This is a genomic window from Paracoccus sp. SJTW-4 (assembly GCF_047716885.1).
Classification (GTDB): domain Bacteria; phylum Pseudomonadota; class Alphaproteobacteria; order Rhodobacterales; family Rhodobacteraceae; genus Paracoccus; species Paracoccus solventivorans.
The window spans coordinates 2,930,821-2,940,000 of sequence record NZ_CP136681.1; the positions used below are offsets into that span (position 1 = coordinate 2,930,821).

Below are 9,180 nucleotides of genomic sequence, written 5' to 3' on the forward strand. Positions count from 1 at the left end.
GGCGCGGCAGCCCTGCAACCGCTTGAGCGGCCAGCCGGTTTTACCTAGATTGCAACCATGGCAGCCAGCGGCCGAGAGATTGAGCACGAACCGACCGATCCCGCCGCGCAACGTGTCCGGGCGACGGCGAGGGCGCGTCTGGTCAACCGCATCGGCATCCTGGGGCTGCTGATCGCCGCCATCGGCGCGATCTGGTGGACCAATGTCTGGCTGACCGACCGCTTTTCCGAAAGCACCCGGGTGCGGGCCGAGCTGCGATCGGCGCTGTTCACCGGTAACCTGCTGTCGGAATTGCAGCGCACCTCGGTGGTGCCGCTGCTGCTGGCGCGCGACCCGGCGCTGATCGGCTCGCTGAGCAACAAGGATTATGCGACGATCTCGGCCCGGCTGATCGCGGCGCAAAAGGAAATCGCCGTCGCCTCGATCCGGCTGCTGGACAACTCGGGTCGGGTGGTGGGGGCCACCGACCGCAAGCTGCTGGGCGCGAATTACGTGCTGTCGCCGTTCTACGTCGAGGCGCTGCGCACCAATGACACCGTGTTCACCGTGTCACCTGCCGACAGCGGCGGGTTCGAGTTCGCCTATTCCCGCGCCGTGGTCAGCGAGGGACGCTCGCTGGGGGTGATCGTGGTCGGCGCCGATCTGGGGCGGCTGGAACGGTCCTGGGGCGGGGTGCAGGATGCGGTCGCGGTCACCGACAGCTCGGGGCAGATCATCCTGGCGACCGAATCGCGCTGGCGCGGGCGCACGCTGGATGATGCGCTGGCGGTGCGATCCGCCCCCTCGGCGATCGAGCGGGCCTATCAGGTCACCGCCGACTGGACCAACCGCCCGGCCGACGCCTATGTCGGCGGCAAGGCGGTGATGCAGACCCAGACCCGCATCCCGTTCCGCGGCTGGCGGATGACCCTGTTCACCACCTATGATTCGATCCGCGACCGGGTGAACACCTTCCTCGCGCTGGAAATCATGGGGTTCGCGATCCTGCTGGCGCTGGGGTTCTATCTGCTGTCCCGCCGCGCCCGGGTGCAGTCCGCCCGCTACCGCCGCGAATCCGCCGACCTGCGGGCGCTGAACACCCGCCTGACCCGCGAGATCGCCGAGCGCGAGCGGGTGCAGCGCGAGCTGCGCGTGGCCGAGCAGACGGTGCAGCAGGCCTCGAAACTGGCGGCGCTGGGCGAGATGTCGGCCAGCGTCAGCCACGAGCTGAACCAGCCGCTGGCGGCGATGAAGACCTATCTGGCCGGCTCGCGGCTGCTGCTGGAACGGGGGCGGGATACCGAGGCGATGACCTCGTTCCAGCGCATCGACGACCTGCTGGACCGGATGGGCGCGATCACGAAGCAGCTGAAATCCTATGCCCGCAAGGGCGGCGAGGCGTTCGAGCCGGTGGACCTGCGCGCGGCGCTGTCCAGCGCCCTGACCATGATGGAGCCGCAGCTGCGCACCCGCCGGGTGCGGCTGCAGCGCAGCGTCCCGTCCGAGCCGGTGATGGTGTTCTGCGACCGCATCCGGCTGGAACAGGTCATCATCAACCTGGTGCGCAACGCGCTGGACGCCACCAAGACCGTGCGCGACGCCTCGATCGAGCTGGTGGTCAACAAGCTGTCACACGCGCATTTGTCTGTCCGGGACAACGGCCCCGGCGTAGACGATCTGGAAAAACTTTTTGAACCCTTCTGGACGACCAAGAGCCCCGGCGAGGGAACCGGGCTGGGGCTGGCGATCTCGTCCGGGATCGTGGCCGATTTCGGCGGCAGGCTGACCGCGCACAACCGCCAGGGCGGCGGTGCGGTGTTCGACGTCGACCTGCCGCTTTACGAACCTGCCCGGCATGGCGCCAAGCCGCTGGCTGCCGAGTGACGAAAGGATGATGGCATGACGCAGACGATGACCGTGGCGATCGTGGACGACGAACCGGACATGCGCGAATCGATCAGCCAGTGGTTGACGTTGTCGGGCTTCACCACCGAGGTGTTCGCCAGCGCCGAAGAGGCGCTGAAGGTGATCGGCCCCGACTGGCCCGGCGCGGTCATCACCGACATCAGGATGCCGGGCATGGACGGGATGGCGTTCCTCAAGCGGCTGATGGGGCAGGATTCGGCGCTGCCGGTCATCATGATAACCGGCCACGGCGACGTGCCGATGGCGGTCGAGGCGATGCGGCTGGGGGCCATGGATTTCATGGAAAAGCCCTTCAACCCCGACCGCATGACCGAGCTGGCCAAGAAGGCGCTGCAGGCGCGGCGGATCACCCTGGACAACCGAGCGCTGCGCCGCGACCTGTCCGAGGGTCAGCAGGTCATGTCCAAGCTGGTCGGGACCTCGCCCGCGATGGAGCGGCTGCGCGAGGATATCCTGGACCTGGGTCAGGCCGACGGCCATGTGCTGATCGACGGCGAGACCGGCACCGGCAAGACCCTGGTCGCGCACGCGCTGCACGCGGTGGGGCCGCGGGCCTCGCGCAAGTTCGTGCCGATTTCCTGCGCCGCCTATAACGAGGAAGCTCTGGCCACGCGGCTGTTTGGCCCGGTCGAGGACGGTCTGCCCGCGGTCGAGGAAGCCCGCGGCGGCACGCTGTGCCTTGAGGATATAGAGGCACTGTCGGACCCGCTGCAGGCGCGGCTGCTGGCCTTCATCGCCGATCAGGGCAGCCCGGCCGAGACCCGGATCATCGCCATTTCCAACGCCCGCGGCGAGGGGCGGCGGGCCGAGGACAGCCTGCGCCCGGACCTGTTCTATCGCCTGTCGGCGCTGAAGATCACCCTGCCGCCGCTGCGCCAGCGCGGCGAGGATATCCTGGCCCTGTTCACCCGCATGACCGAGCAGTTCGCCGACGAATACGGTTGCGAGCCGCCGCAGATCACCGCGCAAGAGGCCGCGCAGCTGCTGCAGGCGCCGTGGCCCGGCAACGTGCGCCAGCTGATCAACGTGGCCGAGCGCGCGGTGTTGCAGAACCGCCGCGGCACCGGCTCGATCACCTCTCTGCTGCTGGGGGACGGCGAGGAGGCGCAGACCGACGCCACCACCACCGAGGGCAAGCCGCTGAAGGAATATGTCGAATCCTTCGAACGGATGCTGATCGACAACACCATGCGCCGCCACAAGGGCTCGATCAGCGCGGTGATGGACGAATTGTGCCTGCCGCGCCGCACCCTGAACGAGAAAATGGCGAAATACGGGCTGAGCCGCGGCGATTACCTGTAAAACGGTGGCCCGTCGAAAAGACAGGCCGGAACATGACCGTGGCGCTCTCGTTTCTGTTATCATCAGGGGAACGGGAGGGCGATCATGCAAATGCGAATCGTTCTGGCACTGCTGTCCCTGGTGCTGGCTGGGTGTCGATACGAAAGCATTGCAGACCTGCGGCCGTCGGCCTCTGTCTATTCGGTGACCGGCGCTTACCCCGAGGGTGAATATCTGTTCCAGACGGCCGAACAGGACGCCATTCTGGCGCTGGTCGTCGGGCCGGATAAGGCCGCGCTGGGCTATCAATTGCAGGGATGGCCGCCCATGGCGGCGACGATCATTGCCGTGCTTGGGTCCACCAGTTTTCCCGATCGCACCTATGTTGCCATGGCACCGGTAGAAGCGAGCGCGGGCAGCGAAAGCGAAGGATTTCAGTATTTCCCGTTTTCGTTCGGGAGCACCCATGTGGAATGGGTCCAGCCGCCGAATCCGACCAAAGTGTCGGATCTTGAGGATCTGGCCCGACACCTCGTTGCCCCTGAAACAAAGCGTGTTTCCTTTGCGCTGGTGGCAGAGCGGGACCGGCCGGCGGTTCTGGCGCGGTTCGAGGCATGGCGCGGGCAGGGTTCGGCTGGCGCCCCTTCTGCTCCGGCCGCCCCCGCTCCGGCTGCACCTGTTCCCGTTGCGCCGCCGGCTTACACCGGACCGCCGACCGTGCGCGGGCTGACAGTCGGGGACGGGGTGCATGTGCAGGGAATCCTCAGCGATTCACCTTCGATCATTCAGGAAATCGACCAGGCGAACGGACGAGTGAAGGTGCGGCGGATGTCGGATGGGGTGTCGGAATGGGTGTCGGCCGATCGGCTGATCTCGCGCGATGAATCGACCGTGAACGACCTTGCCCGGACGGGGGCGGTTCTGGGCGTGTTCGTCTGCCTGCTCAGCCCGGAAACCTGTCAGGACAACCGCTGATCGCGGCGCCCGCGGCGCAGTTCGATGCGGGACGCGACAGTTTCGCATTGAAATCCAAGATGCCATGCCCCTATGTTCACCCCATGCGGGTGCGGTCGTCCGATCTGGCGACCATGCGCCGCAGCCAGTTTCGCAGCGTGGTGCCGGCCGTGGACCCCTTGGGGGCAGCAGGTCGGGCCGCGCGGAAGAAAGCCGGTCCTCAGGCGTATCCTCTTGGTGCGTCGGGCCTGAATATCAGCCGTCGCGGCGGGCCCTGCGGGTCCGCATGCGGCCAAAAGGAAACAGACGCGATGGATCGCGCAAGGCAAGGTGACGCAAGGGGGCGGCGGGAATCGATCCTGTCCGCCCCCATACCCGTTGGGGGTGCCGCCTGTTCTGCCGCAACCATGGCGTCCGCATCATGTCGCAGCCCCGCCCGGTCGTCCTGTCGCGTGACAGGCCCGGACGGGCTGCGTGAAAGAACATTACATGGCAAAGAAGATGCTGATCGACGCCACCCATCCCGAGGAAACCCGGGTGGTCGTGGCGGACGGAACCAAGGTCGAAGACTTTGATTTCGAAACCCTGAACAAACGCCAGCTGGCCGGGAACATCTACCTGGCCAAGGTGACGCGGGTCGAGCCCTCGCTGCAGGCGGCCTTCGTCGATTACGGCGGCAACCGCCACGGCTTCCTCGCCTTTGCGGAAATCCACCCGGATTACTACCAGATCCCCGCCGCCGACCGCGCCGCGCTGATCGAAGAGGATCGCGCCGCCGCCGCCGAGGCCGAGGCCGAAGAGGGCACGCAGGAACGCCGCAGCTCGCGCAGCCGGGGGCGGGGCCGCAACGGCTCGCGCGATGGCAGCCGGGAGGGGGGCCGCGAGGAACGCGCCGAGCGGGCGGTGCAGGACGATGCGGTAAGCCGCTCGGACGACGTGCCGGGGATGGAGATCATCGACGCCGGCTCTGACGACGCCGCGGATGTGGGTGGCGCGGCTGCCGATCAGGGTACCACGGTCGCGACCCCGGAAGCCGGGGCAGCGGTCGAGACCGCGGACGTTGCGAGTGATACGACTGCGGCAGAGGCCGAGGATCACGGCGACGACCACGGCGATTCGGACGACGATATCGAATCGATCGCCGAAGAGGACGTGACCGAGGAAATCCGCCCCTCGCGCAAGCCCCGCGCCCGCCGCTACAAGATTCAAGAGGTCATCAAGGTCCGGCAGATCATGCTGGTGCAGGTGGTCAAGGAGGAACGCGGCAACAAGGGCGCTGCGCTGACCACCTATCTGAGCCTTGCCGGCCGCTATTGCGTGCTGATGCCGAACACCGCGCGCGGCGGCGGGATTTCCCGCAAGATCACCAATGTCGCCGACCGCAAGAAGCTGAAAGAGATCGCCGCCGAGCTGGAGGTGCCGCAGGGCGCCGGGCTGATCATCCGCACCGCCGGCAGCCAGCGCACCCGCAGCGAGATCAAGCGCGACTATGAATATCTGATGCGGCTGTGGGAACAGATCCGCGAACGCACCTTCAAGTCGATCGCGCCCGCGCCGATCTACGAGGAAGGCGACCTGATCAAGCGCACCATCCGCGATCTGTACAGCAAGGACATCGACGAGGTGCTGGTCGAGGGCGAGCGCGGCTATCGCACCGCCCGCGACTTCATGGCGATGATCATGCCGACCCACGCCCGCAACGTGAAGCATTACACCGACTCGACGCCGCTCTACGCGCGCTATCAGGTGGAAAGCTACCTTGCCGGCATGTTCAACCCGGTCGTGCAGCTGAAATCCGGCGGCTATATCGTCATCGGCATCACCGAGGCGCTGGTGGCGATCGATGTGAACTCGGGCCGGGCCACCAAGGAAGGCTCGATCGAGGAGACCGCGTTCAAGACCAACTGCGAGGCCGCGGACGAGATCGCGCGGCAGCTGCGGCTGCGCGATCTGGCGGGGCTGATCGTCGTCGATTTCATCGACATGGACGAGCGCAAGAACAACGCCGCCGTGGAAAAACGCTTCAAGGAGGCGCTGAAGAACGATCGGGCGCGGATCCAGGTCGGGCGGATTTCCGGCTTTGGCCTGATGGAGATGTCGCGCCAGCGGCTGCGGCCGGGGATGCTGGAATCGACCACCCAGCCCTGCGCGCATTGCCACGGCACCGGGCTGATCCGGTCCGACGATTCCATGGCGCTGACCATCCTGCGCGCCATCGAGGAAGAAGGCACCCGCAAGCGGTCGCGCGAGGTTCTGGTCAAGGTGCCGGTGGCGGTGGCCAACTACCTGATGAACCAGAAACGCGACCATATCGCCCGGATCGAGACGCGCTATGGGTTGTCGGTGCGGATCGAGGCGGATCCGGCGCTGATCTCGCCCGACTACTCGCTCGAGAAGTTCAAGACCGCCACGCGGGCGATCCCGGATCAATCGACCGCGGCGCTGTCGGTGGATGCGCGGCTGATGGCGGAAATCGACGAATCCGACAACTCGGTCGAGGATGAGGCAGAGGTGGTCGAGGCGACCGCGACCGAAGCCCCCGCCGCGCCGGACGAGGGCAATGGCGAGGACGCGGGTTCCTCGACCCGCCGCCGCCGTCGCCGGCGCCGCCGGCGCAACGGCGAGGAGTCGGGGGACGAGGATTTCGCCACGCTGTCGGGCGAGGACGGGGAATCCGAGGCTGAGGAAAGCGGCGAAACCGCTGCGGCCGAGGCCGATGCCGGGGCGGGCGAAGCCGCGCCGGAGGCCACGGGTTCGGGACGCTCGCGCCGGTCCCGCTCGCGCTCGCGGTCGCGGCGCAGTGGCGAGGATCGGGGCAATGGCGAGGGCGAGGCCGACGGCCAGAACCCGACCCCGGCGGTGATCGACGAAAGCCGCGACGCCCCGGCCGGGGAAGGCGTGCCCGTCGAAACCGGCGGCATCCCGGCCAATGCCGACGGGTTGGCCGATGATCTGCTGGGCCGCTCGCCCGGCGACGACGCGGCCGAGGTCGTTGAGGCGGAGGCTGCCGAGACGGACGGTGATGGCAACGGGGAGGCTGCCGCGGCTGTCGCCGAGCCCGCCGTGTCCCTGTCGCAGGACGAGCCCGTCGAGGCGGCTGTGGAGGTTGCGGCCCCCGAAACTGCCCCGGAAGCGGTGGAAGCCGCGACTGCGGAAGCCGAGGCTGAGGAGGCCGCGGCACTGCAAGCCGTGGCCGAGCCTGTGGCCGAGCCCGCTGCGGCCGAGGCCCAGCCCGAGCCCGTCGCCGCCGAGCCGAAAGAGGCTGCGCGGCCCAAGCGCCGCGGCTGGTGGTCGGCCGGCTGATCGGGCCGCTGCGGACATGACGCCACTGTGACCATTCGTTGCGGGGCCGGGGTCTTCCCCGGCCCCGAAGTTTTCGCCAAGGTGCCGCCATGTTTGGAATTGAACTCGTCGATGCCGCCATCCTGCCCGCCATGCTTGTCGCGGTGGCGGCCGGGATCCTGTCCTTCCTGTCGCCCTGCGTGCTGCCGATCGTGCCGCCCTATCTGGCCTATATGACCGGGGTGAAGGTCTCGGACCTGCGCGAGGGCCAGCGCAGCGCGGTGCTGCCGGCGCTGTTCTTCGTGCTGGGCCTGTCGACGGTGTTCCTGCTGATGGGCTATGCGGCCTCGGCCTTCGGGCGGGCGTTCCTGCAATATCAGCCGTGGCTGGTGACGATCTCGGGGATCTTCGTGATCCTGCTGGGGCTGCATTTCTTGCATGTGTTCCGCATCCCGATCCTGGACCGCGAGGCGCGGCTGGACACCGGCGACAAGGGCGGCTCGGCGCTGGGGGCGTATTTCCTGGGGCTGGCCTTTGCGTTCGGCTGGACGCCGTGCATCGGGCCGCAACTGTCGATGATCCTGACGCTGGCGGCGACCGACCCGGCGCGCGGCACCACGCTGCTGGGCACCTATGCGCTGGGGCTGGGCATCCCGTTCCTGCTGTCGGCGATCTTCATCGAGCGCTCGATGGGGCTGATGAACCGGCTCAAGCGCCACATGGGCGTGATCGAGCGGGTGTCGGGCGTGCTGCTGATCGCGGTGGGCCTGCTGCTGCTGACCGGCTGGATGGGGGTCATCAGCTACTGGCTGCTCGAGACGTTCCCGGCGCTGGGGCAGATCGGCTAGGCCGGCCCACCCCGCCCGCTCAGTTCGCCCAGGAGGGCGGGCGTTTTTCCAGGAATGCGGCCATGCCCTCGTCGGTCTCGGGCAGCATCAGGTTTTCGCACATGATGGCGCCGCCGCGCTGATAGGCATCGGCCAGCGACAGCCCCTGCTGTTCGCGGAAGCCGCGCTTGCCCAAACGCACGGCGCTGGGCAGCTTCGAGGCGACCAGCTGCGCCAGTTCCATCGTGCTTTCGGCAAGCTCGGCCGCGGGCACGACGCGGTTGACCAGCCCCAGTTCGCGGGCGCGGGCCGCATCCATGAATTCGCCCGTCACCAGCAGCTCGAAAGCGGCGCGGGGCGGGATGGCGCGGGTCAGGGCGACCATCGGCGTGGTGCAGAACAGCCCGATGTTGATGCCGTTCACGCCGAAGCGCACGCCCTCGGCCGCGACCGCCATGTCGCAGCTGGCGACCAGCTGGCAGCCGGCGGCGGTGGCGACGCCCTGCACCTCGGCGATCACCGGCTGGGGCAGGGTGGCGATCTTCTGCATCACCTGCGCGCAATCGGCGAACAGTTCCTCATAGGCCGCGCGGCCGCCGTCGGCGTCGGCTCGCGCCGCCTGCATCTGCCGCAGGTCGTGGCCGGCGGAAAACGCCTTGCCCTCGGCCGCCAGGATCACGGCGCGCACGCTGTCCTCCGCGGCGATCCGGTCCAGCGCCTGCCCCAGCGCCGCCAGCATCTGGACCGACAGCGCGTTGTAATTCGCGCCCCCCGTCATCACCAGCCGCGCCACAGCCCCATGATTTTCCTGCCGGATCAAGCTCTCTGCCATTGTATCCTCCGTATCCCCTGGGCCAGACTGTAGGGCGCAACGGCATGGGGGGAAAGCATGATGCAGGCGCATGAGATCGAGTCGTTCCTGGCGCGCGAG

General features: G+C 67.8%; 7 protein-coding genes (1 of these 7 only partly in view). 6 read left to right on the top strand and 1 reads right to left on the bottom strand.

Going from position 1 to position 9,180, the window contains the following annotated elements; all coding sequences use genetic code 11:
* The first annotated feature begins 57 nt into the window (after nt 1–57).
* From RSP45_RS14355 to RSP45_RS14375, 5 genes are all read left to right on the top strand, one after another.
* A complete protein-coding gene (locus tag RSP45_RS14355) occupies nt 58–1,863 on the top strand; it encodes a sensor histidine kinase (protein WP_415392451.1) in 1,806 nt (601 codons plus the stop codon).
* Nucleotides 1,864–1,878: 15 nt separating this feature from the next.
* On the top strand, nt 1,879–3,207 hold the full coding sequence (locus tag RSP45_RS14360) for a sigma-54-dependent transcriptional regulator (RefSeq protein WP_415392452.1): 1,329 nt from the start codon (nt 1,879–1,881) through the stop codon (nt 3,205–3,207).
* Between the two features lie 84 nt (nt 3,208–3,291).
* Nucleotides 3,292–4,161, top strand: coding sequence for a hypothetical protein (locus RSP45_RS14365; RefSeq protein ID WP_415392453.1), 870 nt, complete (start codon nt 3,292–3,294; stop codon nt 4,159–4,161).
* Nucleotides 4,162–4,629: 468 nt separating this feature from the next.
* Complete coding sequence (locus RSP45_RS14370) at nt 4,630–7,443, top strand: Rne/Rng family ribonuclease (RefSeq protein WP_415392454.1); 2,814 nt, start codon at nt 4,630–4,632, stop codon at nt 7,441–7,443.
* Nucleotides 7,444–7,532: 89 nt separating this feature from the next.
* Nucleotides 7,533–8,270 carry a cytochrome c biogenesis CcdA family protein gene (locus tag RSP45_RS14375; RefSeq protein ID WP_073067539.1) on the top strand — a complete coding sequence of 246 codons (738 nt, stop codon included), beginning with the start codon at nt 7,533–7,535 and terminating at the stop codon, nt 8,268–8,270.
* A gap of 19 nt (nt 8,271–8,289) precedes the next feature.
* Here the strand turns inward: RSP45_RS14375 and RSP45_RS14380 are convergent, their stop codons facing one another.
* Nucleotides 8,290–9,081 (bottom strand): enoyl-CoA hydratase, encoded by a 792-nt coding sequence (locus tag RSP45_RS14380; RefSeq protein ID WP_415392455.1) that lies wholly within the window; start codon nt 9,079–9,081, stop codon nt 8,290–8,292.
* A gap of 60 nt (nt 9,082–9,141) precedes the next feature.
* On the opposite strand from RSP45_RS14380, the gene RSP45_RS14385 reads away from it, so the two are divergent.
* Nucleotides 9,142–9,180, top strand: partial view of a PaaI family thioesterase gene (locus RSP45_RS14385; protein ID WP_073067601.1) — the beginning only. 366 nt of this gene lie beyond the right edge of the window; the window shows 39 of its 405 coding nt (coding positions 1–39); its start codon is at nt 9,142–9,144; the stop codon falls past the right edge of the window.

Excerpts from the sequence above, each read along its gene's own strand:
- RSP45_RS14370 (WP_415392454.1), top strand. The coding sequence starts at position 4,630 with ATGGCAAAGAAGATGCTGATCGACGCCACCCATCCCGAGGAAACCCGG.
- RSP45_RS14355 (WP_415392451.1), top strand. The coding sequence starts at position 58 with ATGGCAGCCAGCGGCCGAGAGATTGAGCACGAACCGACCGATCCCGCC.
- RSP45_RS14375 (WP_073067539.1), top strand. The coding sequence starts at position 7,533 with ATGTTTGGAATTGAACTCGTCGATGCCGCCATCCTGCCCGCCATGCTT.
- RSP45_RS14360 (WP_415392452.1), top strand. The coding sequence starts at position 1,879 with ATGACGCAGACGATGACCGTGGCGATCGTGGACGACGAACCGGACATG.
- RSP45_RS14365 (WP_415392453.1), top strand. The coding sequence starts at position 3,292 with ATGCAAATGCGAATCGTTCTGGCACTGCTGTCCCTGGTGCTGGCTGGG.
- RSP45_RS14380 (WP_415392455.1), bottom strand. The coding sequence starts at position 9,081 with ATGGCAGAGAGCTTGATCCGGCAGGAAAATCATGGGGCTGTGGCGCGG.